This window comes from Rhizobacter sp. P5_A1 (assembly GCF_056400745.1).
In genome coordinates this window covers 77,219-103,793 of sequence record NZ_JBFUKR010000005.1, presented here as the reverse complement: position 1 = coordinate 103,793, position 26,575 = coordinate 77,219, and the positions used below count along the sequence as shown (strand labels likewise).

The 26,575-nt window shown below is 68.4% G+C and carries 22 protein-coding genes and 1 pseudogene; 9 read left to right on the top strand and 14 right to left on the bottom strand.

Features of this window, described 5'->3' with window-relative positions:
• Positions 1-306: pseudogene (locus tag AC1DTW_RS07100) on the top strand (response regulator); the annotation flags it as partial.
• Between the two features lie 129 nt (positions 307-435).
• Complete coding sequence (locus AC1DTW_RS07095) at positions 436-1,791, top strand: ATP-binding protein (protein WP_477980500.1); 1,356 nt, start codon at positions 436-438, stop codon at positions 1,789-1,791.
• Here the strand turns inward: AC1DTW_RS07095 and AC1DTW_RS07090 are convergent.
• The 3 genes from AC1DTW_RS07090 to AC1DTW_RS07080 form a co-directional block, all read right to left on the bottom strand.
• On the bottom strand, positions 1,773-2,639 hold the full coding sequence (locus AC1DTW_RS07090; RefSeq protein WP_477980329.1) for a PEP-CTERM sorting domain-containing protein: 867 nt from the start codon (positions 2,637-2,639) through the stop codon (positions 1,773-1,775). The genes AC1DTW_RS07095 and AC1DTW_RS07090 overlap by 19 nt on opposite strands.
• 125 nt (positions 2,640-2,764) lie before the next feature.
• Positions 2,765-3,241, bottom strand: a complete 477-nt coding sequence (locus AC1DTW_RS07085; protein WP_477980328.1) for a CreA family protein — start codon at positions 3,239-3,241, stop codon at positions 2,765-2,767.
• 15 nt (positions 3,242-3,256) lie between these two features.
• Positions 3,257-3,949, bottom strand: coding sequence for a glutathione binding-like protein (locus AC1DTW_RS07080; RefSeq protein ID WP_477980327.1), 693 nt, complete (start codon positions 3,947-3,949; stop codon positions 3,257-3,259).
• A 72-nt stretch (positions 3,950-4,021) separates the two neighbouring features.
• On the opposite strand from AC1DTW_RS07080, the gene AC1DTW_RS07075 reads away from it, so the two are divergent.
• Positions 4,022-4,765, top strand: a complete 744-nt coding sequence (locus AC1DTW_RS07075) for a hypothetical protein (protein ID WP_477980326.1) — start codon at positions 4,022-4,024, stop codon at positions 4,763-4,765.
• 37 nt (positions 4,766-4,802) lie between these two features.
• Here AC1DTW_RS07075 and AC1DTW_RS07070 read toward each other — a convergent pair whose 3' ends face one another.
• From AC1DTW_RS07070 to AC1DTW_RS07060, 3 genes are read right to left on the bottom strand one after another with little or no spacing between them, the layout of a single operon-like run.
• Positions 4,803-6,044, bottom strand: coding sequence for an acyl-CoA dehydrogenase family protein (locus tag AC1DTW_RS07070; protein ID WP_477980325.1), 1,242 nt, complete (start codon positions 6,042-6,044; stop codon positions 4,803-4,805).
• Between the two features lie 28 nt (positions 6,045-6,072).
• Positions 6,073-7,149, bottom strand: coding sequence for a phosphotransferase (locus AC1DTW_RS07065; protein ID WP_477980324.1), 1,077 nt, complete (start codon positions 7,147-7,149; stop codon positions 6,073-6,075).
• Between the two features lie 53 nt (positions 7,150-7,202).
• A complete protein-coding gene (locus tag AC1DTW_RS07060) occupies positions 7,203-7,907 on the bottom strand; it encodes a Crp/Fnr family transcriptional regulator (protein WP_477980323.1) in 705 nt (234 codons plus the stop codon).
• A 104-nt stretch (positions 7,908-8,011) separates the two neighbouring features.
• Between AC1DTW_RS07060 and AC1DTW_RS07055 the strand changes: the two genes are divergently transcribed.
• Positions 8,012-8,791, top strand: coding sequence for a class II aldolase/adducin family protein (locus AC1DTW_RS07055; RefSeq protein ID WP_477980322.1), 780 nt, complete (start codon positions 8,012-8,014; stop codon positions 8,789-8,791).
• Positions 8,792-9,007: 216 nt separating this feature from the next.
• Positions 9,008-10,966 carry a type IV pilus assembly protein FimV gene (locus tag AC1DTW_RS07050; RefSeq protein ID WP_477980321.1) on the top strand — a complete coding sequence of 653 codons (1,959 nt, stop codon included), beginning with the start codon at positions 9,008-9,010 and terminating at the stop codon, positions 10,964-10,966.
• A 19-nt stretch (positions 10,967-10,985) separates the two neighbouring features.
• Here AC1DTW_RS07050 and AC1DTW_RS07045 read toward each other — a convergent pair whose 3' ends face one another.
• The 5 genes from AC1DTW_RS07045 to lptF all read right to left on the bottom strand — a co-directional run bounded on the left by AC1DTW_RS07045 (position 10,986) and on the right by lptF (position 15,817).
• The gene (locus tag AC1DTW_RS07045; RefSeq protein ID WP_477980320.1) at positions 10,986-12,152 is read right to left on the bottom strand and encodes a pyridoxal phosphate-dependent aminotransferase; all 1,167 of its coding nucleotides are present in this window, start codon (positions 12,150-12,152) and stop codon (positions 10,986-10,988) included.
• A 25-nt stretch (positions 12,153-12,177) separates the two neighbouring features.
• Entirely contained in the window at positions 12,178-13,122 is a 945-nt protein-coding gene (locus AC1DTW_RS07040) for a CysB family HTH-type transcriptional regulator (protein ID WP_477980319.1), read from the bottom strand.
• Positions 13,119-13,499, bottom strand: coding sequence for a sirohydrochlorin chelatase (locus AC1DTW_RS07035; RefSeq protein ID WP_477980318.1), 381 nt, complete (start codon positions 13,497-13,499; stop codon positions 13,119-13,121). The genes AC1DTW_RS07040 and AC1DTW_RS07035 overlap by 4 nt, the downstream gene beginning before the upstream one ends.
• Before the next feature lie 7 nt (positions 13,500-13,506).
• Positions 13,507-14,625, bottom strand: coding sequence for an LPS export ABC transporter permease LptG (lptG, locus tag AC1DTW_RS07030; protein ID WP_477980317.1), 1,119 nt, complete (start codon positions 14,623-14,625; stop codon positions 13,507-13,509).
• A gap of 85 nt (positions 14,626-14,710) precedes the next feature.
• Positions 14,711-15,817, bottom strand: coding sequence for an LPS export ABC transporter permease LptF (gene lptF / locus AC1DTW_RS07025; protein ID WP_477980316.1), 1,107 nt, complete (start codon positions 15,815-15,817; stop codon positions 14,711-14,713).
• Between the two features lie 29 nt (positions 15,818-15,846).
• Between lptF and AC1DTW_RS07020 the strand changes: the two genes are divergently transcribed.
• The 4 genes from AC1DTW_RS07020 (at position 15,847) to AC1DTW_RS07005 (ending at position 19,458) form a co-directional block, all read left to right on the top strand.
• Positions 15,847-17,307 carry a leucyl aminopeptidase gene (locus AC1DTW_RS07020; protein WP_477980315.1) on the top strand — a complete coding sequence of 487 codons (1,461 nt, stop codon included), beginning with the start codon at positions 15,847-15,849 and terminating at the stop codon, positions 17,305-17,307.
• A gap of 25 nt (positions 17,308-17,332) precedes the next feature.
• Positions 17,333-17,767 carry a DNA polymerase III subunit chi gene (locus tag AC1DTW_RS07015; RefSeq protein ID WP_477980314.1) on the top strand — a complete coding sequence of 145 codons (435 nt, stop codon included), beginning with the start codon at positions 17,333-17,335 and terminating at the stop codon, positions 17,765-17,767.
• Positions 17,764-18,141, top strand: coding sequence for a hypothetical protein (locus tag AC1DTW_RS07010; RefSeq protein ID WP_477980313.1), 378 nt, complete (start codon positions 17,764-17,766; stop codon positions 18,139-18,141). Before AC1DTW_RS07015 ends, AC1DTW_RS07010 begins: the two co-directional genes overlap by 4 nt.
• A gap of 174 nt (positions 18,142-18,315) precedes the next feature.
• On the top strand, positions 18,316-19,458 hold the full coding sequence (locus AC1DTW_RS07005; RefSeq protein ID WP_477980312.1) for a branched-chain amino acid ABC transporter substrate-binding protein: 1,143 nt from the start codon (positions 18,316-18,318) through the stop codon (positions 19,456-19,458).
• A 78-nt stretch (positions 19,459-19,536) separates the two neighbouring features.
• On the opposite strand, the gene glgX is transcribed toward AC1DTW_RS07005, so the two are convergent.
• The 3 genes from glgX to AC1DTW_RS06990 are packed head-to-tail and all read right to left on the bottom strand — an operon-like array spanning position 19,537 to position 26,325.
• Positions 19,537-21,675: a glycogen debranching protein GlgX gene (glgX, locus tag AC1DTW_RS07000; protein ID WP_477980311.1), complete on the bottom strand. Its 2,139-nt coding sequence runs from the start codon at positions 21,673-21,675 to the stop codon at positions 19,537-19,539.
• The gene (gene glgB / locus AC1DTW_RS06995) at positions 21,663-23,873 is read right to left on the bottom strand and encodes a 1,4-alpha-glucan branching protein GlgB (RefSeq protein ID WP_477980310.1); all 2,211 of its coding nucleotides are present in this window, start codon (positions 23,871-23,873) and stop codon (positions 21,663-21,665) included. The genes glgX and glgB overlap by 13 nt, the downstream gene beginning before the upstream one ends.
• A gap of 19 nt (positions 23,874-23,892) precedes the next feature.
• A complete protein-coding gene (locus AC1DTW_RS06990) occupies positions 23,893-26,325 on the bottom strand; it encodes a glycogen/starch/alpha-glucan phosphorylase (RefSeq protein WP_477980309.1) in 2,433 nt (810 codons plus the stop codon).
• Positions 26,326-26,575 lie beyond the last annotated feature (250 nt).

The window sequence follows — 26,575 nt, the reverse complement described above, 5'->3', positions numbered from 1 at the left end:
ATGACTGCTCCCGTCAAGGTCCTGCTGATCGAGGACAACCCTGCCGACGCTCGGCTGATCGCCAAGATGCTCGAGGATGGGCGCGCCAAGGGGCTCGCGTTCGAGCTGATGTGGGCCGAGGACCTTCCCAGCGGTGTCGAGCGGCTTCGCTCCCGTGGTGCCGACGTCGTTCTGCTCGACCTCGGCTTGCCCGGCAGCTCGGGGCTCGAGACCCTGCAGCGCCTGTTTGCACACGGCAAGGTGCCGACCCTCGTGGTGCTGAGCGGCCTGACCGACGAGGAGATCGCAGTGCAGGCCCTGCAGGCCGGTGCGCAGGACTACCTCGTCAAGGGTCAGATCGACAGCGCGACGCTGATGCGGGCGATTCGCTATGCGATCGGGCGCACCCGGGCCGAAGAGGCGCTGCGCCAGGCACACGCCGAGCTCGAGCATCGCGTGGTCGCGCGCACGACCGACCTGGCGCGTGCCGTCGATGCCTTGCGCGCCGAGAATGCGGAGCGGCAGCGCGTCGAGGAGACGCTTCGACAGCACCGCGATCACCTCGAGGAATTGATCAAGGGGCGCACCGCCGAACTCGTCGCGGAAAAGGAGCGGGCCGAGGTCGCCAACCGCGCGAAGAGCGCGTTCCTGGCGAACATGAGCCATGACCTGCGCACGCCGCTGAACGGCATTCTGGGGTTCTCGCAGATCCTCGAACTCGACAAGGCGTTGAATGCGCAACAGCGCGCCAGCATCGGCATCATTCGCCAAAGCGGCGAGCACCTGCTGACGCTGATCAACGACATCCTCGACCTCGCGAAGATCGAGTCCGGCAAGGCCGAGTTGTTTCCGTTCGACGTCGAGTTGCCGTGCTTTTTGCAGGTCATCGCCGACATCATTCGCGTCAAGGCCGAACAGAAGACGGGGCTCGAGTTCGTCTGTCGGTTCGCCGCGGATCTGCCGCAGTTCGTACGGGTCGACGGAACGCGCTTGCGTCAGGTCTTGCTCAACCTCCTGGACAACGCCGTCAAATTCACGGATCGTGGCCAGGTCGTCTTTCAGGTGGGGTTCACGCCGCCGTCGACCTTGCACGTGGAGGTCCGCGACACCGGCGTGGGCATGACGCAGGAACAGGCGCGGCGCCTCTTCAATCCGTTCGAGCAGGTGGGCGACGCGCGGCGCCGCAGTGGCGGCACGGGCCTGGGCCTGGTCACGAGCCGGCAGTTCGTGCGCCTGATGGGCAGCGACATTCAGGTGCAAAGCCGCTTTGGCGAGGGCAGCGCGTTCGTGGTCGAACTGGATGTTCCGCAGGTCGATCGCGCCGCGCACGCGCGCCCGTTGGCGCCCGAGGCCGCCATGACCGACTACCGCGGCCCGCGGAGAAGGGTGCTCGTGGTCGACGACGTCAGCGAAAATCGCGCGGTGCTGATGGACATGCTCGGCCGCTTCGGCTTCCTGATGTTCGAGGCGTCAAGCGGCAACGAAGGCTTGTCCCTGGCGCGAACCATCGTGCCCGATCTCATCCTGATGGATGTCGTGATGCCGGATCTCTATGGTCACGACGTCATCGCGCAGATGCGTCAACTCCCATCCCTCAGAAGCGTGCCGATCATCGCGATCTCGGCCAGCAGCACCGCGGAGGTGCGCGAGAAGTGCGTCAGCGCAGGCGCCGACGCATTTCTCGGCAAGCCCATCGACCTGAAAGCGCTGCTGCACCACACGACCGCGTTGCTGAACCTCGATTGGACCGAAGGCGCTCAGGAGAGCGCCGCCTCGGAGGGCCGTCCAATGAATCAGGCGACTCCTCGTTGACGAGACCCGTCTTTGCGCCGGCGAAGCGCGAGAAGGCAACCGAGCAGGCCCACACCGGTCAATGCCATGGTCGACGGCTCCGGAACGGCCGCGGTCACCTGCAAGGGTTCGGCATAGAGGAAGTCGTCCATCACGACCACGTCGTCGTTCGGATTCCCGAGCACGCCGTTCGACACGATCGTGTTCAGGCCCGAGGTGATCCGCACGCGACCGATCGACGCACCGGTCACCGTGGCGCCCAGGAAGCTCAGCCCTTGGTTCCCGGCCACGGGGGCATCGTTCGAGTAGATCAGCGTGTCGTTCTCGTCGAAGAACTGCAGCATCGTTCCGCCGGCAAGCTCGACGTCCACGAAGATCAGACCGAACGCACTCGTGCTCGCGGCGGTCGTGGTGCCGGGGAGGAAGAAGCGCACATCGGTGATGTTGCTGTTGACGGCCGTGAAGAGCCGCTGCGCGCTGAACGTCTGGAAGTCGTTGGCGAAGCCGAACAGCGTCGGCGTCGCCCCGCCGGCGTTCGCGCTCACGAGAAAGCCGGTCCCCGGGGTGCTGAACACGACGCCCCGCGGTGAGTTGGTGTTGAAGAAGTTCGCGGGCAGGTTGTTCGGATCGGACAGCGAGTCGGGAACGCCGTCCCAGTTGATCTCGCGCCGCAGGCCGCCGAACGAGCCGTTCGCGCCGGCGACGGTGCCGCCTCCGATCGCCGTGCGAAAGGCGTCCCGGGTGGCGACGATCGAGGCCGCGGTCGGTCCTGCGGCTTCGTAGGTGGTGACGACCGGGGGATCCGCCCACACGGGCTGGGTCAGTGCCAGGCCGAGGGCCGTCGCGACCAGCGCGAGAACTTGCTTCATGGGAACTCCCCGGTTGCATGCCAAGCCGACTGAAGGAGCCTACGCAGCGGGCGGAGCGCAGTCAACATGCCGCCTTGCTTCTAGGGGGCGCGATGCGATGCAGGGCCGCCGGCGCGTCCCTGCGGCTACCGGATCGGGATCACCGTCGCCCGATCGACCGCCACGGCGGTGACGCTGTTCTTTGGCGAGCCTTCGATCACGCGGTCGGAATACGTCAGGTAGACCAGCGTGTTGCGCGCCCTGTCGACCATGCGCACGACGCGCAGCTTCTTGAACAGGATCGAGAGCCGCTCGTTGAAAATTTCCTCCTGCACCGGCAGCGGCTTGCCGAAGCTGATCGGGCCGACCTGGCGGCACGCGATCGATGCCTCGGCCTTGTCTTCGGCCAGACCGATGGCGCCGGAGATTCCGCCGGTCTTGGCGCGCGAGACGTAGCAGGTCACGCCGGCGACCTTCGGGTCGTCGTAGGCGTCGACGACGATCTTGTGATCGGGCCCGATCAGCTTGAACACGGTGTCGACCTCGCCGATCGGCGCGGCCCGCGCGCTCGCGCCAAGGGTCGCGATCAGGAGAACGGCTGCGATGCAGTGCTTGTCGTGCATGGTGCGTGGGTCGCCTCAGTGGCGTTGGTACTGGATGCTGCCGAACAGTGTTTCGCGGGCCCGGTCGTCGACGAGCGGCCTGCGCAGCGCTGCCAGCACCTCGACGCCGCGCTGCACCGCCGGCCGCGCGGCGATCTCGTCGAACCAACCTTTCAGATGCGGGTAGTCGACCCAGTCGATGCCCTGTTTCTCCCAGGAACGCAGCCACGGGAAGATCGCGATGTCGGCGATCGTGTACTCGGTGCCGGCGATGTACTTGCGCTTCGCGAGCTGCTTGTTCATCACGCCATAAAGGCGCTTCGCCTCGTTCGTGTAGCGGTCCACCGCGTAGCGGATCTTCTCGGGCGCGTAGAGCCGGAAGTGATGCGCCTGGCCGAGCATCGGCCCGACGCCGCCCATCTGGAACATCAGCCACTCCAGCATCTCGTAGCGCCCGCGTGTGGTGGCCGGCATGAACTTGCCGGTCTTGGCGGCGAGGTACATCAGAATCGCGCCCGACTCGAACAGCGACATCGGCGCGCCATCGGGCCCGTCCGGATCAACGATTGCCGGAATCTTGTTGTTCGGGCTGATCGCGAGAAACGCGGGGTCGAACTGGTCGCCGGCGCCGATGTTGACCGCATGCACGCGGTACGGCAGGCCACACTCCTCGAGCATGATGTGAACTTTGTGCCCGTTCGGTGTGGCCCACGAATACACTTCGATCATGTCTGCACTCATGCCGTCCTCGATGCAAGATGTCCGCGTTGCAGCGGCGACTCTAGTGGATTGCGCGCCGCGATGCTCGAGTCGCTGAAGCGCTTGTTCTCGCGCCCCGGGAATGCCCGCGATCTCGGCGAGATCGAGGCGTGGGCGAAGGGCCACGGCCACGGCTTCAAGCGCGTGCGCGACGAAGATGGCTTCGTGATCGACGGCTTGCTCGAAGGCAAGCCCTGGCGCATCGAATGGGGCCCGCCGCAGCGCGCCTACATCGAAGGGCACGAACTGCGGCTGCGCATGGAGCTCGACCTGCCGTCCGACGCGCAGATGCTCGTGCTGTCGCGTCCGCTGATGGACACGCTGGAGCGCAAGACCTTCGAAGAGTTCACCGACGACGTGCAGACGCAGATCGGCACCAAGACGCCCGAAGAGATGCGCTGGCTCGTGATGTTCCCGAAGCTGAACCTGTCCCACCTGAAGACGCTGCGCGCGCGCTTCGGGGCGGTCGCGAGCGAACCGAGCGCCGGGCTGGCGTGGATCGAAGGGCCGCTCGCGAACCGGCTCGAACACGCCGCGGCCCATTGGCTGCACGACGAGCCGCTCGTGCTGATGACCTTGCGCGGCCGCGTTTACCTGCGCACGCAACTCGCCGCGCCCGAGCCCGAGGCCGTGGCGGCGGCGCTCGCGCTGTTCGAGACCGCGGTGACGCAGGCGATGCGCACGGTCGGCGGCGAGGTCGAGCGCGGCACCGATTCGGGCGCGAATGGCAGCAGCACCGCGTGGCAGAGCTTCCCGCCCGATGACGAGCCGCCGCCGCGGCATTGATCGCGCGCCGCACCGAGCCTGCGGCGCGTCGGTCAACTCAGGCGTATTTGCCGAGCTCGAGTTTCGCGATCGCGTTGCGGTGGACTTCATCCGGGCCGTCGGCGAAGCGCAGCGTGCGCGCACCGGCGTAGAAGCCCGCGAGCGGGAAGTCTTCGCAGACGCCGCCGCCGCCGTGCGCCTGCATCGCCCAGTCGATCACCTGCAATGCCATGCTCGGCGCGACGACCTTGATCATCGCGATCTCGGCCTTCGCGGTCTTGTTGCCGGCCACGTCCATGATCCACGCGGCCTTCAAGGTCAGCAGCCGCGCCATGTCGATGCGGCAACGGGCCTCGGCGATGCGCTCGCGCGTCACGCCCTGCTCGGCCACCGTGCGGCCGAATGCGACGCGCGATGACGCACGCCTGCACATCAGTTCGAGCGAGCGCTCGGCCAGGCCGATCAGGCGCATGCAGTGATGGATGCGTCCCGGCCCGAGGCGGCCCTGCGCGATCTCGAAGCCGCGGCCCTCACCGAGCAGGATGTTGCTGGCCGGCACGCGCACGTTGTCGAACGTGATCTCCATGTGGCCGTGCGGCGCGTCGTCGTAGCCGAACACCGACAGCGGGCGCAGCACCTTGATGCCCTTGGTTTCGGCCGGCACCAGGATCATCGATTGCTGCGAGTGGCGCGGCGCCTCCGGGTCGGTCTTGCCCATGAAGATGTAGATCTTGCAGCGCGGATCGCCGGCGCCGCTGATCCACCACTTGCGGCCGTTGATGACGTAGTCGTCGCCGTCGCGCTCGATGCGCGAGGCGATGTTGGTCGCGTCGCTCGAGGCGACCGCGGGCTCGGTCATCGCGAACGCGCTGCGAATCTTGCCGTCGAGCAGCGGCTCGAGCCATTGCTGCTTGTGTTCGGGCTGGCCGTAGCGCTCGATCGTCTCCATGTTGCCGGTGTCGGGCGCCGAGCAGTTGAAGACCTCGGAACACCAGGGCACGCGGCCCATGATCTCGGCCAGCGGCGCGTAATCGCTGTTCGACAAGCCGAAGTCGCGTCCGTTGTGGGCCGAGCCCTCGCCACCGGCGGTCGGCGGCAGGAACAGGTTCCACAAGCCGATCGCGCGGGCCTTGGGCTTGAGCGCCTCGATCGTGTTCAGCGGCGTCCAGCGCTTGCCAGCCGCGGTGTTCGCGGCGATCTCGGCCTCGTACCTGGCCTCGGCCGGGTAGACGTGGTCGTCCATGAACTTCAGCAGCTTGGCCTGCAGTTCGAGGGTGCGGGGTGAGTAGGCGAAATCCATTCGTGATCTCCTTTCGGAAGCGGGGATGTCAAGCGCGCTGTGCCTGCGCCCAACCCATTTCGGCGAGCGGTCTCGCGCCGGCGCCAGCTTGACGCGCTTGAGCGCTCGACGCTGTCCCCATCTCGACACGTTTCGCAATTCCCTGCAGGATGCCGGCCAGGCGGAACATGTTGTAGGCGAGGTAGAAGTTCCAGTCGGCCATCACCGCGTCGGGGTCGGCGCGGCCGGTGCGCTCGCAGTAGCGGCGCACGTACGACTTCTCGTCGGGGATGCCGAGCGCTTCGAGGTCGAGCCCGCCGATGCCGCGGAACTGGCCCGGCTGGATATGCCATGACATGCAGTGGTAGCTGAAGTCGGCGAGCGGGTGGCCGATCGTCGAGAGCTCCCAGTCGAGCACCGCGATGGCGCGCGGCGCGACGGGGTCGAACATCAGGTTGTCGAGCCGGTAGTCGCCATGCACGACCGCGACCTGCGATTCGTCGCGCGCGCTCGCGGGGATGTGCGCCGGCAGCCATTCGATCAGCTGCTCCATCGCGGCGATCGGCTGCGTGACCGACGCGAGGTACTGCTTGGTCCAGCGTCCGATCTGGCGCTCGAAGTAGTTGCCGGGCTTGCCGTAGCCGGCAAGGCCGGCGGCGTTCACGTCGACCGTGTGCAGCGCGGCGATCACGCGGTTCATTTCGTCGTAGTAGGCAGCGCGCTCGGCCTTGGGAATCGCGGCCAGCGATTGATCCCACAGCACGCGGCCCGGCATGAACTGCATGACGTAGAACGCGCGGCCGATCACGGCCTCGTCTTCGCACAGCAGGTGCATCGTCGGCACCGGGACGTCGCTGCCGTGCAGCGCGCGCATCACGGTGAACTCGCGGTCGATCGCGTGCGCCGAGGCCAGCAGCTTCGCGGCCGGGCCGGGCTTGGAGCGCATCACGTAGGCCGAGCCGGGCGTGACCAGCTTGTAGGTCGGGTTCGACTGGCCGCCCTTGAATTGCTCGACCGTCAGCGGGCCCCTGAAGCCTTCGAGGTGCGCCTCGAGGTAAGTCTGCAATGCGCCGGTGTCGAAGGCGTGCGTCGCGGCGACGGGTTGGGTCCCGGTGTTGGCTTCCATCGTGTCGGTCTCAGTGAACGAACGTCATCGACCGACAGCGTTGCGCCGGTGCGTTACTTGCTCGAGATGGCGAGCAATTTCTCTTTCGACAGCACCACCAGCCGGGTCGGCTCGATGCGCACCGCCCCGTCGCGCTCGAAGCCCTTCAGTTCCTGGTTGACGCGCTGGCGCGAGGCGCCGAGCAGCTGCGCGAGATCTTCCTGCGCAAGCTGCAGGCCGATGCGGATCTCCTCGCCCTGGTTGATGCCGTAGCTGCGCGCGAGCAGCAGGATCTGCTTGGCCAGTCGCGATGCGAGCGGCCGCGTGTTCAGGTCTTCGACCGCATCGAACATCAGGCGCAGACGGCGGCAGTTCAGGCGCAGCAGCGCGTCGTACAGCTCGGTGTGCTGTGCGAGCAGCTCCTTGAAGTCGGCCTTGCGCACGACGAGCAGCGTGGTCTCGCCATGCGCGTTGGAGTCGTGCGTGCGCGGCAGGCCGTCGAACAGCGAGATGTCGCCGAACCAGGTGCCGGGCTCGACGTAGGTCAGCGTGATCTGCTTGCCCGACAACGAGACCGAGCTGACCCGCACCGCGCCCTTCGCGACACCGCACCATTCCTCGGCCGGGCCGCCACGTGCCGACAGCATCGCGCCATCGGCCAGACGCCGCACCACCGCGCGCGAAAGGATCGCGTTGCGCAAGGGTTGGGAGAGTTTGGAAAACCAAGAGCCGGCGTCGATGTTGGAGCGTTCGGCGATTGTAAGAACGGGGGTATTCATGTCGAGTCGCTGATGTGACAGCATCATGCCGCCGCGCGAGCCTATTGTGTATGACGCTCCTGCATGGCATTCATCGAACGACCACGACCTTCGGAGACAAGCGCATGAATCCACCGACACTCGACATTCCCAATCGCAGAGCCCAGGTCAGCCCCGAGGAATGGCAGGTGCGCGTCGACCTCGCCGCCGCGTACCGACTGGTCGCGCTGTTCAAGTGGGACGACCTCGTCTTCACGCACATCAGCGCGCGCGTGCCGGGCAAGCACGACGAGTTCCTGATCAACCCGTACGGCCTGATGTTCGAGGAGATCACCGCGTCGAGCCTGATCAAGGTCGATGCGCAGGGCAACAAGCTCGACGAGACGCCGTACGACGTGAACCCGGCCGGCTTCGTGATCCACAGCGCGATCCACGCGGTGCGCCACGACGCGCAGTGCGTGCTGCACGTGCACTCGCTGAACGGCATCGCCGTCTCGGCGCAGAAGGGCGGGGTGCTGCCGATCTCGCAGCAGTCCATCTTCGTGCTGTCGAGCCTGAGCTACCACGACTACGAAGGCGTCGCGCTGCGCGACGACGAGAAGCCGCGGCTCGTGCAGGACCTCGGCCCCGACCACAACTTCCTGATGCTGCGCAACCACGGGCTGTTGACGCTCGGCGGCACCGTCGCCGACGCGTTCCTGAACATGTACCTGTTCGAGACCGTCTGCACGATCCAGGTCCGCGCGCTGGCCGGTGGCGGCGAGCTGATCCCGATCGACCCGCGCATCATCGCCGGTGCGCAGCAGCAGGCCCGGCAGGCGACACGCGGCGTCGGCGGCGGGGCGCTGACGTGGCCGGGCCTGCTGCGCCGGCTGGACCGGGCCGACCCCGGCTATCGCAGCTGATGGGGACCCGGCGGCGGGTACGCCGCCACCCGCCAAGCGGGTGCTCAGGGTGTTGACGGGCCGTTCGGCGGCCGCGCAAGGGCCATGCGGGGTGCCGCAGGAATTGCGTCACGCACGCCCGGCGGAGCGTGGCTGCGCAGCGTCGCCGAGGGGTGGTCTTCATGCTAGAGTCCCTCGGGCATCCAACAGCGACGACGCCACCCACACGCACACCGCATGCACGCAGCTTCGACCCTCACCGTGATCGGCACTGCGCTTTGGCTCGCCAGCGTGTCGGCCCATGCGGTCGGCTTCGGGCGCGTCAGCAATGCAACGCAGCTCGGCCAGCCGCTGAGCTTCGTCGCCACGGTGCGGCTCGATGCCGACGAAATCCTGCCGCGCGAGTGCGTGTCGGCCGAGGTCCAGTCGGGCGAGAACAAGCTGCACCCGAGCCAGATCCGTGTTGCGCTCGAGGGCCCGGCCGATGCGATCGAACGCAGCGTGCGCGTGACCACCAGCGCGCTGATCGACGAGCCGGTCGTCACCGTCAGCATCACGCTCGGCTGCGACGCGCGGGTGACGCGCCGCTTCGTCGCGTTCATCGATCCACCGCTGATCAACGCGGCGCAGACGGCGCCGGTCGAAGCGCCGCCGCCGCAGCGCGCCGAGTCGCAGGTCGCGCCGATCACGGCGATGGTGCAGAGTGCGAATGCACCGGCTTCCGGCCCGCGCCGCGCCGACCGTGCGGGGCCGTCACGCAGCGGCAGCCGTGCCCCGTCTTCTGCGCCTGCACCTGCGCGTGCGGTCGCGGCCGACAGGATCAACGCCGCGCCGGCCGCGAGCGAGAAGCCGAAGCGCCCGATCACCCGTCAGCCCAACGTGGCCCGTGCGACGCCGTCCGGCGCGCGCCTGCAGCTCGAGGCCGCTGCGCCGGTGGTCGGCCGCAGCGCATCGATGCCGCCGGCACCGGCGCCGCCGCCGGTGCTCGTGGCCGCCGCGCCGGCCTCGGCGCCGAAGCCCGACGACACGGCCGAACAACTCGCGAAGGAACGCCAGCGAATGCAGACGGTCGAGGAGGGGCTCGCCAAGCTGCGCGCCGACTCCCAGACCACGCAGGCGGCGCTGGTCGCGTTGCAAGCGCGGCTGAAGGCGGCCGAAGACGAGCGCTACGCGAATCCGCTGGTCTATGCGCTCGCCTGGTTGTCGGCGTTGCTCGCGCTCGCGGTCGCCGGCCTGTGGTGGCGGCAATCGAGGGCCCGCCATGCGGCGCATTGGTGGGCCGGGCCGGCACCGGCGCCGGTGGCGTCGAGCGCACCGCTCGCAGCCGCCGCGGCCGAGCCCGTGGTTTCGGCACCGGCGCCGCTGAGCCTGCCGCAGACCACGGTCGACGTGTTCGATGTCTCGACCGTGGTCGACGAAGACGAGGCACCGTCGCAGGCGCGGGCCGCGCGGGAACGCCCGCGCGAGCTCTCGGTCGAGGAACTGATCGACCTCGAACAGCAGGCCGAATTCTTCATCGTGCTCGGCCAGGACGAAGCCGCGATCGAGCTGCTGATGAGCCACGTCCGCAGCGACGGCGGCAACAGTCCGCTGCCGTACCTGAAGCTGCTGGAGATCTATCGCCGCCGCGGCGACGGCGACGCTTACCAGCGCATCCGGGAGCGTTTCAACCGCCGCTTCAACTCCTACGCCCCCGACTGGGACTCCGACCTGCAGCAAGGCCGCTCGCTCGTCGACTACCCCGACACGATCGCCCAGCTGCAGCAGCTGTGGTCGTCGCCGGTACGCGCGATGGGGACGCTCGACGCGTCTCTGTTCCGCCGCAACAAGACCGACGAGACCTTCGATTTGCCTGCCTACCGCGAGCTGCTGTTCCTGTACTCGATCGCGCGCGATCTGGCCGAGCATGACGGTGCGCTGCCGAACACGCATGTCGACCTGCTGCTGCCGCTCGACGATCCGGGCGAGGAGCCGATCTCGCGCCTGAGCGCGAACACGAAGTCGGGCGACTTCCAGGCCAGCGCGCTGACGACGATGCCGCTCGACCTGGACGTGTCGTTCGCGCCCGGCGCCGCCCACGGTCCGGAGACGAAGCCATCGGCGACGCACCGCTCGGGCGAGCAAGCGATCGACTCGATCTTCATCGACTTCGACCTCGACGCGCCCGCCAAGGCGCCGAAATCGGGCAATCGCTGAGGCTGCGCGCCCCAGGTTCTCAGAGCCGCGCCAGGCGTGCGAGCGCCAGCTGCAGCGTCTCGTCCTTCTTCGCGAAGCAGAAGCGCGCGATGCGCTGCTCGAACCCACCCTGGTAGAACGCCGCCAGCGGGATCGCCGCGACGCCGATCTCGGTCGTCAGCCAGCGGCAGAAGTCGGCTTCGGCCAGATCGCTCACGGCGGAGTAATCGACGCACTGAAAGTAGCTGCCGCGGCTCGGCAGCACGCGCAGCCGCGTGCGCGCGAGCCCGTCGCGGAACAGGTCGCGCTTGCGCTGGTAGAACGCCGGCAGACCGAGGTGGTGCGACGCATCGGCCATGAAGCTGGCGAGCGCGTGCTGCATCGGCGTATTGACCGTGAACACGTTGAACTGGTGCACCTTGCGGAACTCGGCCGTCAGCGGGGCCGGCGCCGCCACGTAGCCGACCTTCCAGCCGGTCACGTGATAGGTCTTGCCGAAGCTCGAGACGACGAAGCTGCGCGCGGCCAGCTCGGGGAAGCGCGCCACGCTCTGGTGCTGCGCGCCGTCGAACACCATGTGCTCGTAGACCTCGTCGGCGACGACGAAGATGTCGGTGCCGCGCAGCAGCGCCGCGAGCTGTTCCATCTGCGCCGCCGACCAGACCGTGGCACTCGGGTTGTGCGGCGTGTTGATCACGATCGCGCGGGTGCGCGCCGTGATCGCGGCACCGATGCGCGCGAAGTCGGGCTCGAACGTGCCCGGCGTCAGCGGCACGTGAACGGCCGTGCCGCCGGCGAGCACGATGTTGGGCTCGTAGCTGTCGTAGCAGGGGTCGAGCACGATCACCTCGTCGCCCGGGTGCACGATGCCCAAGATGATCGTGATGATCGCCTGTGTCGCGCCGGCGGTGATCGTGATCTCGGTGCCGGGGTCGTACGCATGGCCGTACAGCGCCGCGACCTTGGCCGCGACGGCTTCGCGCAACGCCGGCACGCCGGGCATCGGCGGATACTGGTTCAGGCCGGCGCGCATCGCGGTATCGACCGCATCGAGCAGGCGCGGGTCGCAATCGAAATCCGGAAAGCCCTGGCCGAGGTTCACGGCACCGTGCTCGAGCGCGAGCGCCGACATCACGGTGAAGATCGTCGTGCCGACCTGCGGCAGGCGGCTCGAGATCGCGGGGGTCGGGAACGGGCGACTGTTCATGCGTGGCGTGTGGTTGAAAGACGGATCAGAGTTGATAGTCGTCGGCCTCGCCGGCCATCGCACCGACGATCAGCTTGCGGTTCAGGCGCTCCGAGAGCATCTCGGCGAACGCATAGACGAAGTTGCGCAGGTACGCGCCGCGCTTGAACGCGATGCGCGTGACGTTGCTGCCGAACAGGTGGCCGACCGAGCGCGCGACGAGGTCGCCGCCGGGTGGGTCATCGCGCACCGCGATTTCGGCGACGATGCCCACGCCCAGGCCGATGCGCACGTAGGTCTTGATGACGTCGGCGTCGATCGCCTCGAGCACGATGTTCGGCTTCAGGTTGCGCGTCGCGAAGGCCTGGTCGACGCGGGTGCGGCCGCTGAACGACGGGTGGTACGAGACCAGCGGCACCAGCGCCAGGTCTTCGAGCGAGATGCGCTCGACCTGCGCCAGCGGGTGGCCGGCCGGCATCACGACCGCGTGGCGCCACTCGTAGCAGGGCAGCGTGACGAGCTCGTCGAAGTCGGACAGCGCCTCGGTCGCGAGGCCGAGGTCGGCGACCTCGTCGCGCACCATGCGCGCCACCTGCTCCGGCGAGCCCTGGTGCAGGCTGATGTTGACCTTCGGGAAGCGCCGCCGCAGCTGCGCGACCGGCTCCGGCAAGAAGTAGCGCGCCTGCGTGTGGGTGGTCGCGATCGACAGCGTGCCGGCGTCCTGCATCGAGAACTCTTCGCCGATGCGCTTCAGGTTCCCGACCTCGCGCATGATGACCTCGATGCTCTTGAGCACCTGCTGGCCCGGCTCGGTGATGCGGCGCAGGCGCTTGCCGTGCCGCGCGAAGATGTCGACCCCGAGCTCGGCCTCGAGCTCGAGGATCGCCTTCGAGATGCCGGGCTGCGACGTGAACAACGCCTTCGCGGTCTCGGTCAGGTTCAGGTCGCGGCGCGCGGCTTCCTGGACGAAGCGGAACTGGTGCAGGTTCATGGCGAGGGCTCGTTCAGAAAATCGACGGCGGCGCCCGCCATCGCGTCGATCACGCTGTCAACCTCGCCGATCGGGCGTTGCAGATGCCACTGCACACGCGGGTGGGCCGTGCGCAGTTCGTCGACCAGCACCGGGAGATCGTTGCGAACATGACCGCCCGCACCGAGAAAGAGCGGCACGACATCGATGCGCGCGCAGCCGGCCTGCGCGAGCGCGTCGCCGGCTGCGCGCAAGGTCGGCGTCATCAACTCGAGGAACGCGAGCCGCACTTCGAGCGCCGGGTCGCGCTCACGCACGCGCTGCGCGACGGCCTCGAACGGCCCGGCCCAGCGCGGGTCGCGCGCGCCGTGCGCGAACAGCACGATCCCGCGCTTCATGTTGGCCTCATCGGTAGCGCACCAGCCAGCTGAAGGCCGCGAACGACAGCAGCAGGTACAGCAGGCTCGGCGCGGCGGCGACCATCCACGGCGTCCAGTCGCGCAGCAGCCCGAGGTGGCCGGCGACATTGTTCAGCAGCACGAAGCTGATGCCCAGCATGATGCCGCCGAAGACCTTCAGGCTGACCCCGCCGGCGCGCGCGTGCATGTACGCGAACGGCAGCGCGAGGCCGACCATCACGAGGCATGCGAACGGATAGAGCGCACGTTTCCAGAACTGGATCTGGTGGCTCTGCGCGGCCTGTTCGTTGTCGGCAAGGTGCACGATGTAGCGCGCCAGGTCGATCGTCGACATCGAACTGACCGGCGAGACGGCGCCCGCCACCATCGCGGTCGACAGGTTGCTGTGCCACGCGAACTCGGGCAGCTTCTCTTCGGGCACCTGCACGCTGCCGCCGGTGGCAGCGTCGGCGGCCCAGCGCGTCACCGTCACGTCTTGCAGCGCCCAGGTCTGGTTCGGCTCGACCCGCGCGCTGGCCGCGCCGATGCGGCGCAGCAGGCGGCCGTCGGCATCGAATTCGAAGATGCGGATGTCGTGCAGCAGCGCCTTCGGCCCGGCCGAGCCCACATTGATCGAGTAGCTGCGTTCCCGCGGCGTGCCGACGTGATCCTTGTCCTTCAGCCAGGCCCCCGAGCGGCCGAGCTTCATGCCGCCCTTGACCGTCGCCTGCACCTGCGTCGCCTGGCGCTCGCTGAGCGGCGCGAGGTAGTCGCCGACGACGAAGGTCAGCACGCCGAACACCAGCCCGAGCGTCGTCAGCAGCGACAGCGCGCGCCATGGGCCGAGCCCGCCGGTGCGCAGGATCGTGTACTCGGACGACTGCGCCATGCGCGAGAGCGAGTAGATCGTGCCGATCAGCACCGCGATCGGCGCGACCTCGTAGAAGTGCCCCGGCAGCAGCAGCAGCGAGTACAAGGTCGCCTGCAGCATGGTGTAGCCGTTCTGGCCGACATCGCCGAGCTCGTCGATGAAGTCGATGAAGAACGACAGCGACAGGAAGGCCAGCGCGACGAACGCGACCGCGGTCACGATGTCGACGTAGAACAGCCGGCGGACGGTCTTCATTGGGTGACCTCCGCGCTGCGCGCTGCGGTGCGGGCCCAGGGTCCACGAAGTGGCCCCTTCGTGGCCCTTGGCGGCCGGGCGGGGCTCATGCCGGCGCCGCCCGCGCGGCGAGCCGGGCACGCCAGGCGCCGCGCCGGTTCGCGTTCTCGCGCCACCAAAGCAGCCCGATCGCGATCACGAACGCCGCGCCGTGCGCGAGCACCAGCGCCGCGCCCATGCCGATCTTGGCGCCGGCGACCCAGGCCTGCGAGAGGTTGATCACGTTGTAGTAGATCGCGAAGGTCAGCAGCGCGAACAGCAGGTTCCAGTTGCTCGCGCGGCGCGGATTCGAGGCCGAGAGGCCGATCCCGAGCAGCACCATGTTGGCGCCGCCGAGCAGCAGCCCGAGGCGCCAGACCAGTTCGCCCTGATTGCGTGGCGTCGGGTCGACCAGCAGCGCGAAGGTGGTGCGCGCCTTCGGGGGCAGGTTGTCCAGGCCCGAGATCACGCGTTCGCCGGCGCGCGCGCTGTAGCCCTCGAAGCGCGCCAGCGTCTTGTCGCCGGTGCGCAGGTTTTCTTCGTTCTGCTGGCCGCGCGAGAGCTGCAGGAAGCGGTCGTCGCCGACCATCTCGATGCGGCCGCTGTGCGCCGAGGTCACCGATTCGGAGCCGGGCAGCGAGCTCAGGATGAAGACGTTGCGGCCGGTCCGGCTGTCGGCCGGATCGCGCTCGATGAAGAACACGCGCGTGCCGTCGTTCGAGGTCTGGAACTGCCCCGGCGTGACGCGCGAGAGGTCGGAGCGCCGCTCGAAGCGTTCCTTCAGCTCGACGCCGCGCTGGTTCTGCCACGGCCACACGAACAGCGCAAGCAGCCCGATCACGAGCAGCACCGGCCAGCACACGCGCAGCACCGGCCGCACGAAGCGCGTCAGGCCGATGCCGCTGGCGAACCAGATCGTCATCTCGCTCTCGCGGTACATGCGCGACAAGGTCGCGACGATCGCGATGAACAGCGACAGCGCAAGCATCGTCGGCAGGTGACCGAGCGCGACATAGCCGAGCAGCAGCACCACGTCCTGCGGCGCGACATGGCCGCCGGCGGCCTGGCCGAGGGTGCGGATCAGCATCATCGTCAGCACGATGGTGAGGATGACCACCAGCGTGGCACCGAAGTTGCGCGCCAGTTCTCGGCGCAAAGTGGAATCGAATAACATCGTCGGCTTGTCTAAAGGACTTCCCGATTATGGACTTTCGTCATCAGATTTCGTCTCTCGAGGCCCTGGCAAACCAGAGCTGCGATGCGCTCGTGCTCGTCGTCACCGGTGACGCGGTCGATCCGGCACTGGCCTCGCCGCTCGCCGCGGCACTGAGCGACGCGCTCGCGCAGGGCGACCTCACGCTGAAGGCCGGCAAGAGCCTGTACCTGCATCGGCCGGCCGGCGTGCGCGCGGCGCGGGTCGTGTTCGCGGCCGCCGGCGGCACGACCGCGAAAGCGGTCAAGGCGGCAGTCGCGAACGGCATCCACCTGGTGAAGGAAAGCGGGGCCAAGCATGTCGCGGTCGGCCTGGCCGGCGCTGGCGCGCTGACCGATGCGCACGCCGAGGCGGTCGTCGCCGCGGCGCGCGAATCGACCTACCTCTATCGTCACACCAAGCCGAGCGCGCCGGCCGCGTCGAAGCTCGAGAAGCTGACGCTGCTGTGCAGCAAGGCGGACGCCAAGTCGGTCCAGCAAGGCTTGCTGCGCGGCCATGCGATCGCCGCCGGCGTGAACCTCGCGCGCGAATGTGCGAACCGCCCCGGCAACCACTGTACGCCGACCTACCTCGCCGAGCAGGCGAAGAAGCTCGGCAAGGACTACGCGCTGAAGGTCGAGGTGCTCGATCGCAAGGCCTGCGAGAAGCTCGGCATGGGCTCGTTCCTCGCGGTCGCGCAGGGCTCCGACGAGCCGCTGCGCTTCATCGTCGCGCGCTACGACGGCGCGGCCAAGACGCAGGCGCCGGTCGTCCTCGTCGGCAAGGGCATCACCTTCGACACCGGCGGCATCTCGCTGAAGCCCGGCCCCGAGATGGACGAGATGAAGTTCGACATGGGCGGCGCCGCGAGCGTCCTGGGCACGCTGCGCGCGGTCGCCGAGCTGAAGCCGAAACTGAACCTGGTCTGCATCATCCCGTCGTGCGACAACATGCCCAGCGGCAGCGCGGTCAAGCCCGGCGACGTGGTCAAGAGCATGTCGGGCCAGACGATCGAGATCCTGAACACCGATGCCGAAGGCCGGCTGATCCTGTGCGATGCGCTGACCTACGCCGAGCGCTTCAAGCCGGCGGTCGTCGTCGACGTCGCGACGCTGACCGGCGCGTGCGTGATCGCGCTCGGCCACCATCACTCGGGCCTGTTCACCGCCGACGACAAGGTCGCCGAGGAGATGCTCGCCGCGAGCAACAAGGGCCTCGACCCGTGCTGGCGCATGCCGCTCGATGAAGAATACGACGCCGGCCTGAAGAGCAATTTCGCCGACATGGCCAACATCGCCGGCCGCCCGGGCGGCGCCATCACCGCGGCGATGTTCCTGAAGCGCTTCACCGGCAAGTACCCGTGGGCGCACCTCGACATCGCCGGCACCGCCTGGAAGTCGGGCGCCGCGAAGGGTGCCACCGGCCGCCCGGTGCCCTTGCTGACGCATTTCGTGCTCGGCCACGCGGGCTGACGGCGGGCGTCGCTTCGGTCATCCCATGACGGAAGTCAGTTTCCATTTCAACGTCCCGGACCGGACGGACTACACCTGCCGCCTGGTGCGCAAGGCGACGCGCAACGGCGCGAGCGTCGTGCTGACCGGCCCGGCGCCGGCGCTGGCCCATTTCGACCGTGCACTCTGGACCTTCGACGACCTCGAGTTCCTGCCGCACCTGATGCCACGCGCCGGTCAGCCGGTCGCGGAGCGGCTGCGCGCCGCCACCAGGGTCTGGCTCGTGCAGGACGCCAGCGAGGCGGCGCAGCATGACGTGCTCGTCAATCTGGGCCGCGACGCGCCGGCGGGTTTCGAGAGCTTCGAGAAGGTGATCGAGATCGTTTCGCCGGACGACGAGGACCGTCTCGCGGCGCGTGCGCGCTGGAAGCACTACGCCGCGCGCGGTTACGCGATCGCCAAGCACGAGGTGCGCGGATGAGCACCGGCGGGCCGCCCGACCGGGTGCCCACCCTGACCGAGGTCGTCGCGTGGCCGCAGCGCGCCGCGGCATCGCCCGCCGAGGCCCCGCCGGTGGCGCCGGCCGAGGCGCAGCCGTTCGAAGGCGATGTCCTCGCGGTGCCGTCCCCGGCGCTGCGCGCGGCCGAGGAGCAGATGATCCAGGGCGTGCTGCTCGAGCTGCAGCGCCAGGTCGAGCTGATGCTCGATTACCGGATGCGCGAAGTGCTGACCCCCTTGCTGGCGCGCGCCGCCGACGGGATCGTGCGCGAGGCGCGCACCGAGCTGGCATCGACCTTGCGTGACGTGGTCGCTCGTGCGGTGGCGCAGGAACTGGCGCGTCATCGCATCCGTTGACCCGCGCGTTGTGGGTTCACCCGGAAGCTGCGCAGCGCCTTGAGGCGTGCGGGCTTGAAGGCGGCGGGCGCCCCGTGCATCCACTAGGTAGATTGCTTTTTTTTTGGGGTATGGTGTCGCCCGTTGACATATCAACCGTTTCCTTTGTTTGAACATTCCATCTGGAGGTTTTGCATGCAAGTCAAACTGAACGCGGTCGTTGCCGCGGCGTTGGTGGTGGTCGGTGGCGCAGCGTACGCGCAAGATGCGGTCGTCAAGATCGGCCACGTCGGCCCGACCAGTGGCGCCATCGCCCACCTCGGCAAGGACAATGAAAACGGCGCCCGCATGGCCATCGACGACCTGAACGCCAAGGGCGTGACGATCGGCGGCAAGAAGGTCAAGCTCGAGCTGCTGGCCGAAGATGACGGTGCCGATCCGAAGCAGGGCACGGCGGTCGCGCAAAAGCTCGCCGACGCGAAGGTGGTCGGCGTGATCGGTCACCTGAACTCGGGCACGACGATTCCTGCATCGAAGATCTACTCCGATGCCGGCATCCCGCAAATCTCGCCGTCGGCAACGAACCCGAAGTACACCCGCCAGGGCTTCAAGACCGCGTTCCGCGTGGTTGCCGACGACGTGCACCTCGGCAGCACCCTCGGCAAGTACGCCGTGAAGGAACTGAAGGGCAAGTCGATCGCCGTGATCGATGACCGCACCGCCTACGGCCAGGGCGTCGCCGAAGAGTTCACGAAGGCCGTCAAGGCTTCGGGCGGCGCGATTGCCGACACGCAGTTCACGACCGACAAGGCCACCGACTTCACCGCGATCCTGACCCAGATCAAGTCGAAGAAGCCCGACGTCGTGTTCTTCGGCGGCATGGACGCCGTCGCCGGCCCGATGATCCGCCAGATGAAGCAGCTCGGCATCACCGCCAAGTTCATGGGCGGCGACGGCATCTGCTCGGCCGAACTGCCGAAGCTGGCGGGCGGCGCGATGGCCGACGGCCAGGTCGTGTGCGCCGAAGCAGGCGGCGTCGAGGGCGAGCAGAAGGTCGGCATGGAGAAGTTCCGCGCCGACTACAAGAAGAAGTTCGGCATCGACGTCCAGGTCTACGCGCCGTACGTGTACGACGCGACCAACGTGATGGTCGCCGCGATGGTCAAGGCCGGTTCGTCCGACCCGAAGGTCTACCTGCCGGTGCTGGCCAAGACCGCTGGCTACAAGGGCGTGACCGGCACGATCGCGTTCGACGACAAGGGCGACATCAAGAACGGCGCGCTGACGCTGTTCACGTACAAGGGCGAGAAGCGCGACCAGATCGCAGTGGTTCGATAAACGGGGCTTCGCCACCGTTCAGCGGGGCGCCTTCGGGCGCCCCTTTTGTTTGGGGCTGGTTTGGCGCTGCCGCTCCGACTACAACCGAAGGTCGGCGCCCGCGGCGGCGAGCAGCAGCAGGGTGCCGGCGGGCAGCGCGATCTCGACTTCGCCCTGGCCGTGCCACGATCCGCGGCCGGTCGGGTCGCTGCTGTCGAGGATCGCCTCCCACACGCCCGCGGGCAGCATGAAGGTCGTGTCGTCGGCCTCGGCATTGACCAGCAGCAGCAGCGGCGCTGCGGCGCGGCCGGGCTCGCCGATCAGGCAACCGAGCACGCGCGCCTCGGGGTCGCGCCAGCCGGCGTCCTGCAGCGGCGCGCAGTCGCGGCCGAACCAGCTCAGATCGTGCAGCCCGAGCGGATCGGTCAGGCCGCTGTACCAGCGGTTCGCGAACGGTTGCGCGAGGCGCCGCACGGCGCAGACGCGCGCGGTGAACTCGATCAGATCGGTGTCGGCGTTCGACCAGTCGATCCAGGTGATCTCGCTGTCGTGGCAGTACGGGTTGTTGTTGCCGCGCTGCGTGTGGCCCAGCTCGTCGCCGGCGCACAGCATCGGCGTGCCCTGCGCGAGCAGCGCGACCGCGAGCAGCGCGCGCTGCAGGCGCCCGCGCAGCAGGTTCACCGCCGGGTCGTCGCTGGCGCCTTCGACGCCGGCGTTGAAGCTCAGGTTGTTGGCGGTGCCGTCGCGGTTGTCTTCGAGGTTCGCGAGGTTGTGCCGCTCGTCGTAGCTGAGCAGATCGCGCAAGGTGAAGCCGTCGTGCGAAATCGTGTAGTTGACCGACTCGGCCGGCGCGCGGCCGCGTGCCTGGTACACGTCGGACGAGCCGCACAGCCGCTGCGCGAACGCACCGCGGTGGCTCGGGCGGCGGAGCCAGAAGCCACGCATCTCGTCGCGGAACTTGTCGTTCCACTCGGCCCAACCGTTCGGAAAGCCGCCGACCTGGTAGCCGCCCGGGCCGAGGTCCCAGGGCTCGGCGATCATCTTGACGCGCGCCAGCACCGGGTCTTGCGCGACCGCGGCGAAGAACGCCGCGCGGCGATCGAAACTTCCTTCGTCGCCCCAGGCGCGCGCGAGCACCGGCGCGAGGTCGAAGCGATAGCCGTCGACGTGCATTTCGCGGACCCAGTAACGCATCGAATCCATCACCAGTTGCAGCACGCGCGGGTGGCGCAGGTCGATCGTGTTGCCGCAGCCGGTGTCGTTCTCGTAGTCGCTGCGCGCATCGGGCGGCAGCCGGTAGTAGGACGCGTTGTCCAGTCCCCTGAACGCGATCGTCGGGCCGCTCGCATCGCTCTCGGCGCTGTGGTTGAAGACGACGTCGAGGATGACCTCGATGCCCGCCCGGTGCAGCGCCTTGACCATCCCGCGGAACTCGTTGCGCAGCGCCGCGCCGTCGTCCTTCGTGGTGCCCAGGCGCGGCTCGAGCGCGAAGAAGCCGATCGTGTTGTAGCCCCAGTAGTTCGTCAGCCCGGCGCGGACCAGGCGCTCTTCGTCGACGCGCCGGTGCACCGGCAGCAGGCTGACCGCCGTGACGCCGAGCCGCTGCAGGTGCGCGATCGATGCCTCGTGGGCGAGCCCGGCATACGTGCCGCGCAGCGGCTCGGGCAGCGCCGGGTTGAGCTTCGAGAAGCCCTTCACGTGCAGCTCGTACAGCACCGTGTCGGCGAGCGAGGTCGCGGGCGCGCGGTCGTCGCCCCAGGCGAAGGCATCGTGCGTGACGCGGGCCTTGAGCGCGGTGGCCGCGTTGTCGTGTCCGTCCATCTGCTTCGGGTGCATGCGATCGGCACCGAAGTGCGCGCCCGACCAGTCGAAGCGGCCGACGATCTCGCGCGCGTAAGGGTCGAGCAGCAGCTTGGTCGGGTTGAAGCGATGGCCCTTGTCGGGGCGCCACGGGCCGTGCGCCCGCAGGCCATAGATCAGCCCCGGTCTTGCGCCGGCGAGGTGGCCGTGCCAGATGTCGCCGCTGCGGCCCGGCAGGCGCAGCCGTGCGGTCTCGCGCGTGCCGGTCGCGTCGAACAGGCACAGGTCGATCGCCTGCGCATGGGCCGAGAAGACCGCGAAGTTCACGCCGTGTTCGTCGACGTGCGCACCGATCGGCCACGGTCGGCCCGCCGTCAGCGCGAGCGGTGCCGCCGCCGTGGCCGCCGCCTTCGCGCGGCGCCGCTTCAGGCCTTCCATTCGAACATCACCGTGGCCAGTGGCGGCAGGTCGATCACGATCGAGTGAGCGCGGCCGTGGAACGGCAGGTTCTGCGCGGTCGCCGCGCCCAGCGGCGTGCCGGCATTGCTGCCGCCGTAGTGCACCGAGTCGGTGTTGATGCATTCGCGGTAGCTGCCGGCATTCGGCACGCCGACGCGGTAACCCGGCTGCGGCGTCGGCGTGAAGTTGCAGACGACGACGATCAGCGTGCCGGTATCGGCACCGCGCCGGATGAAGCTCAGCACCGAGTGCGCGGCGTCGTCGTGGGCGATCCACTCGAAGCCGTCGGGCGTGAAGTCGCGCTGGTGCAGCGCGGGCGTCGCGCGGTAGAACGCGTTCAGGTCGCGCAGCAGCCTGCGCATGCCGTCGTGAAGGTTGGCGGGAGAGGCATCGTCGAGCAGGTGCCAGTCGAGGCTGCGGTCGTGGTTCCACTCGCGCTCCTGCGCGAACTCGCAGCCCATGAACAGCAGCTTCTTGCCCGGGTGGCCGAACATGTAGCCGTAGTACGCGCGCAGGTTCGCGAACTTCTGCCAGCGGTCGCCCGGCATCTTGGTCAGCATCGAACCCTTGCCGTGCACGACCTCGTCGTGCGAGATCGGCAGCACGAAGTTCTCGTTGAACGCGTAGACCAGGCTGAAGCTCATTTCGCTCTGATGGTGCCGGCGGTGGATCGGGTCACGCTGGATGTACTGCAGCGTGTCGTGCATCCACCCCATGTTCCATTTGTAGTGGAAGCCCAGGCCGCCGGCGTAGGTCGGGCGCGAGACGCCGGGGAACGCGGTCGACTCCTCGGCCAGCGTGACCGCTTGCGGCCGCTCGCCGCCGACGACCTCGTTCATGCGCTTCAGGAAGCCGATCGCCTCGAGGTTCTCGCGCCCGCCGTGGCGGTTCGGGATCCACGCGCCGGCCTCGCGGCTGTAGTCGCGATACAGCATCGACGCGACCGCGTCGACGCGCAGGCCGTCGACGTTGTAGCGCTCGAGCCAGTACAGCGCGTTGGCGACCATGAAGTTGCCGACCTCGGTGCGGCCGAAGTTGTAGATCAGCGTGTTCCAGTCCTGGTGAAAGCCTTCGCGCGGATCGGCGTACTCGTACAGGTGCGTGCCGTCGAACTCGGCCAGCCCGTGCGCGTCGGACGGGAAATGCGCCGGCACCCAGTCGAGCAGCAGCCCGAGCCCCTCGGCATGGCAGCGATCGACGAAGCGGCGAAACCCTGCGGCGTCGCCGAAGCGCGCGGTCGGCGCGTACAGCCCGATCGGCTGGTAGCCCCATGAGCCGTCGAACGGGTGTTCGCTGACCGGCAGCAGCTCGAGGTGCGTGAAGCCCATCTCGCGCGCATACGGCACGAGTTCGCTGGCGAGTTCGTCCCAGTTCAGGAAGCGGCCATCGGGGCCGCTCGCGTGATCGTGCTTGCGCCGCCACGAGCCGAGGTGGACCTCGTAGATGCTGATCGGCGCGTCGTGCGCATTCGCGCGCTGGCGCGCCGCGGATTTCGGCGCCACCGCCGGCAGGCCTGCGACGACGCTCGCGGTCGCCGGCCGCAGCTCGCACTGCAGCGCGTACGGGTCGGCCTTCTGCGGCAGCACGCGGCCGTCGCGCGCACGGATCTGGTACTTGTAGCGCGCGCCGGCGCCGACGCCGGGCAGGAAGATCTCCCAGACGCCGCATTCGCGCCGCAGCCGCATCGGGTGGCGGCGTGCGTCCCACAGGTTGAAGTCGCCGACGACGCTGACCTGCGACGCGTTCGGCGCCCACACCGCGAAGCTCGTGCCGGTGACGCCGAGCAGCATGCGCTGCGTGGCGCCGAGGACCTCGAACGGCCGCAGGTGCGAGCCTTCGCCGAGCAGCCAGATGTCCAGATCGCTGAGCACCGGCGGAAAGCGATACGGGTCGTCGACGATCGCCGAGTGGCCGTCGCCCCAACGCACCTGCAAGCGGTAGTTCGGCCGCTCGGCGGCATCGAGCAGCGCGCCCTCGAAGAAGCCGTCGGCGCGGCGCGGCTTCAAGGCGCCGAGCAGCTCACCGTTGCTCGCGTCGAGCACCGCGACCTGCGTGGCGCCGGGCAGCAATGCGCGCAGCCAGAAGCGGCCGTCGACATCGGTATGGAGGCCGAGCACCGCGAACGGATCCCCGTGCGCGGCGTCGCGCAGCAGGTCGATCTGGTGGTCGTCGAGCATGCGGATCGGATTGTCGGCCTCAGCGCACTTCGGGCACGATGTTCCAGATCTCGTTCGCATACGCGCGAATCGTGCGGTCCGACGAGAACACCCCCATGCCGGCGACGTTCGCGATCGCGCGTTCGGCCCACTCGCCCGGCTCGCGGTACAGCGCGTCGACGCGCAGCTGGGCCGCGACATAGGCCTCGTAGTCGGCCAGCAGCAGGTAATGATCGCCGCCCCACAGCAGCGAATCGACCAGGCCGCGGTAGCGCGCCGGCTCGTCGCGCGAGAACAGCCCGCCGGAGATCGCATCGAGCACCGCCTTCAGCGCCGGGACGCTCTGGTAGTAGCGCATCGGCTGGTAGCCGCTGCGCTTCAGCGCCTGCACCTCGGGCGTTTTCAGGCCGAAGATGAAGATGTTGTCGTCGCCGACGTTCTGGCGGATCTCGATGTTCGCGCCGTCGTCGGTGCCGATCGTCAGCGCGCCGTTCAGCGCGAGCTTCATGTTGCCGGTGCCCGAGGCCTCGGTCCCGGCGGTCGAGATCTGCTCCGACAGATCGGCGCCCGGCATGATGGTCTCGGCGACCGAGACGCCGTAGTTCGGCACGAACACGATCTTCAGCTTGTCGCCGACGTGCGGGTCGTTGTTGACGACGCTGCCGACATCGTGGATCAGCCGGATGATGTTCTTCGCCATCGCGTAGCTCGATGCCGCCTTGCCGGCGAAGATCACCGTGCGCGGCACCCAGTCGCGCCCGTCGGGGCCGGTCGGGCTCGCCAGGATCGCCTGGTAGCGCGTGATCACGTGCAGCACGTTCAGCAGCTGGCGCTTGTACTCGTGGATGCGCTTGACCTGCACGTCGAACAGGCTCGCCGGATCGACGCGCACGCCGGTCTTGCGCTCGATCAGCGTGGCCAGGCGCGCCTTGTTGTGGCGCTTGACGGTCATGAACGCATCGCGAAAACCGGCGCTGGCCTTGACCTTGTGCAGCTCCTTCAGCTGGTCGAGATCGAGCCGCCAGCCCTTGCCGAGCGTGCGGTCGAGCAGCTCCGAGAGTCCCGGGTTCGCCTGCGCGAGCCAGCGTCGCGGCGTCACGCCGTTCGTCATGTTCGTGAAGCGCTCGGGCCACAGGCTCGCGAAGTCCTTGAAGATCGTCTGCACCAGCAGCTCGGAGTGCAGCGCCGAGACGCCGTTGACCTTGTGGCTGCCGACGATCGACAGGTTCGCCATGCGCACGCGGCGCTCGCCGCGCTCGTCGATCAGCGACAGGCTGGACATGAACTCGGTGTCGCCCGGGCGGTGCTTGGCGGCCAGGTCCATCAGCTCCTGGTTGATGCGGAAGATGATCTCGAGGTGGCGCGGCAGCACGTGCTGCATCAGCGCGACCGGCCAGGTCTCGAGCGCCTCGGGCATCAGCGTGTGGTTGGTGTACGAGAACACGCGGCCGCAGATCGCCCAGGCCTGCTCCCAGTGCATCGAGTGCTCGTCGCAGAGCACGCGCATCAGCTCGGCGATGCCGATCGCCGGGTGCGTGTCGTTCAGGTGGATTGCGACCTTCTCGGCCAGGTTCGACAGCGTGTCGTGTTCGCTCAGGTGCCGGTCGATCAGGTCCTGCATCGATGCGGCGACGAAGAAGTACTCCTGGCGCAGGCGCAGCTCGCGGCCGGCCGGCGTGCTGTCGTTCGGGTACAGCACCCACGAGATGTTCTCGTACTCGTTCTTCGCGCTCGCGGCGCGCGCGTAGTCGCCGGTGTTGAACGCGTTCAGGTCGATGTGCGCCGGCGCGGCCGCCTTCCACAGCCGCAGGGTGCTGACCTTGTCGGTGCCGTGGCCGGGCACGACCATGTCGTAGGCCTTGGCCGCGACTTCGGCGTTCGGGCGCCACAGCGCGCGCGCCGTCGTGCCGCTGCCGGTGTGCTCGACCCAGCCGCCGAAGCGCACCGGGTAGGTCACCGCGGCGCGCGGGAACTCCCACGCGGTGCCGTCTTCGAGCCACGGATCGGGGTGCTCGATCTGCGCGCCGTTCTTGATCTCCTGCGCGAACATGCCGTACTCGTAGCGGATGCCGTAGCCGAACGAGGGCAGGCCCAGGGTCGCCATCGAGTCGAGAAAGCAGGCCGCCAGCCGGCCGAGGCCGCCGTTGCCGAGCGCGGCGTCGGGCTCGTGATCGGCGACGTCTTCGAGGCGCTGCGCATGCGCGTTGATCGCCGCCGCCGCCTCGCCGCGCAGGTCGAGCGCGGCGAGCGCGTTCGAGAGCGTGCGACCCATCAGGAACTCCATCGAGAGGTAGTAGACGCGCCGCGCCTTCTCCTCGGTCTGCTGCGACTGCGTGCGCACCCAGCGCTGCGAGAGCTTCTGGCGCGCGACCTGCGAGACGGCCTGCATCAGGTCGTTGGGCGAAGCGTCGCTCGGCACGACGCCGACGTGATCGAGGAGTTCCTCGTCGACGCCGGTGGCGACGCTGCGCATCGAAGGCTGGTAATTGGGTATCACTGTCGGATCCTTCGTCGTCTGAAAATTGAAGACTCGGCCAGTGTCGCATCGGGCACGCCGCGCTGCAGCACGGGCTCGCAATTTTTGCGCCCGTTACCCGCGGCGCGCGCCGCGGCCGATCCGGGAAGACCGCGAGTGTTGCGCTGGCGCGAAAACGGCCACACTGAAGCCGCGATTGGCCCGCGCGATGCGCCCGGGCCACAATAAAGCCACCTCGAGGAGACGA

Bases quoted from the DNA above. Each gene is read 5' to 3' on its own strand.
- AC1DTW_RS07080 (WP_477980327.1), bottom strand. From the start codon at position 3,949: ATGATCGAAGTGTATTCGTGGGCCACACCGAACGGGCACAAAGTTCAC.
- lptG (WP_477980317.1), bottom strand. From the start codon at position 14,625: ATGAAGACCGTCCGCCGGCTGTTCTACGTCGACATCGTGACCGCGGTC.
- AC1DTW_RS07075 (WP_477980326.1), top strand. From the start codon at position 4,022: ATGCTCGAGTCGCTGAAGCGCTTGTTCTCGCGCCCCGGGAATGCCCGC.
- lptF (WP_477980316.1), bottom strand. From the start codon at position 15,817: ATGTTATTCGATTCCACTTTGCGCCGAGAACTGGCGCGCAACTTCGGT.
- AC1DTW_RS07015 (WP_477980314.1), top strand. From the start codon at position 17,333: ATGACGGAAGTCAGTTTCCATTTCAACGTCCCGGACCGGACGGACTAC.
- AC1DTW_RS07055 (WP_477980322.1), top strand. From the start codon at position 8,012: ATGAATCCACCGACACTCGACATTCCCAATCGCAGAGCCCAGGTCAGC.
- AC1DTW_RS07070 (WP_477980325.1), bottom strand. From the start codon at position 6,044: ATGGATTTCGCCTACTCACCCCGCACCCTCGAACTGCAGGCCAAGCTG.
- AC1DTW_RS07090 (WP_477980329.1), bottom strand. From the start codon at position 2,639: ATGAAGCAAGTTCTCGCGCTGGTCGCGACGGCCCTCGGCCTGGCACTG.
- glgX (WP_477980311.1), bottom strand. From the start codon at position 21,675: ATGGAAGGCCTGAAGCGGCGCCGCGCGAAGGCGGCGGCCACGGCGGCG.
- AC1DTW_RS07010 (WP_477980313.1), top strand. From the start codon at position 17,764: ATGAGCACCGGCGGGCCGCCCGACCGGGTGCCCACCCTGACCGAGGTC.
- AC1DTW_RS06990 (WP_477980309.1), bottom strand. From the start codon at position 26,325: ATGCGCAGCGTCGCCACCGGCGTCGACGAGGAACTCCTCGATCACGTC.
- AC1DTW_RS07020 (WP_477980315.1), top strand. From the start codon at position 15,847: ATGGACTTTCGTCATCAGATTTCGTCTCTCGAGGCCCTGGCAAACCAG.
- AC1DTW_RS07045 (WP_477980320.1), bottom strand. From the start codon at position 12,152: ATGAACAGTCGCCCGTTCCCGACCCCCGCGATCTCGAGCCGCCTGCCG.
- AC1DTW_RS07005 (WP_477980312.1), top strand. From the start codon at position 18,316: ATGCAAGTCAAACTGAACGCGGTCGTTGCCGCGGCGTTGGTGGTGGTC.
- AC1DTW_RS07040 (WP_477980319.1), bottom strand. From the start codon at position 13,122: ATGAACCTGCACCAGTTCCGCTTCGTCCAGGAAGCCGCGCGCCGCGAC.
- AC1DTW_RS07050 (WP_477980321.1), top strand. From the start codon at position 9,008: ATGCACGCAGCTTCGACCCTCACCGTGATCGGCACTGCGCTTTGGCTC.
- AC1DTW_RS07065 (WP_477980324.1), bottom strand. From the start codon at position 7,149: ATGGAAGCCAACACCGGGACCCAACCCGTCGCCGCGACGCACGCCTTC.
- AC1DTW_RS07085 (WP_477980328.1), bottom strand. From the start codon at position 3,241: ATGCACGACAAGCACTGCATCGCAGCCGTTCTCCTGATCGCGACCCTT.
- AC1DTW_RS07035 (WP_477980318.1), bottom strand. From the start codon at position 13,499: ATGAAGCGCGGGATCGTGCTGTTCGCGCACGGCGCGCGCGACCCGCGC.
- glgB (WP_477980310.1), bottom strand. From the start codon at position 23,873: ATGCTCGACGACCACCAGATCGACCTGCTGCGCGACGCCGCGCACGGG.
- AC1DTW_RS07060 (WP_477980323.1), bottom strand. From the start codon at position 7,907: ATGAATACCCCCGTTCTTACAATCGCCGAACGCTCCAACATCGACGCC.